General features: G+C 64.5%; 1 protein-coding gene. It reads right to left on the bottom strand.

What is annotated here, in order from left to right; genetic code table 11:
- The coding region (locus ACYVDE_RS25065; RefSeq protein ID WP_460504229.1) for a carboxypeptidase-like regulatory domain-containing protein at positions 1-516 on the bottom strand (516 nt) is incomplete at its 3' end.
- Positions 517-737 lie beyond the last annotated feature (221 nt).

Here is a 737-nt window from a genome sequence, read left to right as displayed (position 1 = left end):
CCGGCGGCCGTTGCGCGGGCTGGCCAGGCCGCGCACCTTTATCTGCACGCCGGCCACTTTGCCCGCCAGCTGGGATTCTACCGCCGGGGCCGCGACGGTGGCCGTCGAATAGCTCACGCTGGATTGTTTCTGCTCGATACCATGGGCCGTCACTACTACTTCGTTCAGCTGTCGGTTGTCGGCCTGCAGGGCCACATCCAGCGTGTGATGCACGCCCACGCGCTTCTCCTGCGGCAGGTAGCCGATGTAGTTGAATAGCAGCACGGCCTTACCGGCATTGGGTACCCGCAGCGAATACTGGCCCTGCGCATCGGTAGTGCAGCCCAACGTGGTGCCTTTGACGAGGACGGTAATACCGGGCAGTGCCTGGCGGCTGGCGCGGTCAATCACCCGGCCCGATACCACCCAGTCTTTAGTGGTGTTTTGCGCGGGACCGGACTTAGGGCTTTTTTGAGCCATTGCGGTCGGTGGGGCCAGCAGCAAGGTCAGCAGCGGGAGCAACAGCAGGTTCTTCATGGCAGCAGATTTTTGAAGGTGAAACGTGCTGACCTGATGCCGCCCCCTGGCCCGATTACACACGCCGCCCGAAAAGAACCTTGGGGCACGCCGCCCGACCATCTGCCCGAATTGCCCTAACTTCCCACCCTCATGTTTTTCCGCCGCCCGCCTGCGCCCGCTGCCGCCGCGCCACTCTCCGACCAGGAGCTGCTGGCCCGCTACCGCGCGCACGGCGACGT

This window comes from Hymenobacter agri, assembly GCF_054778495.1.
This window is presented reverse-complemented; position numbering and strand designations above follow the sequence as displayed.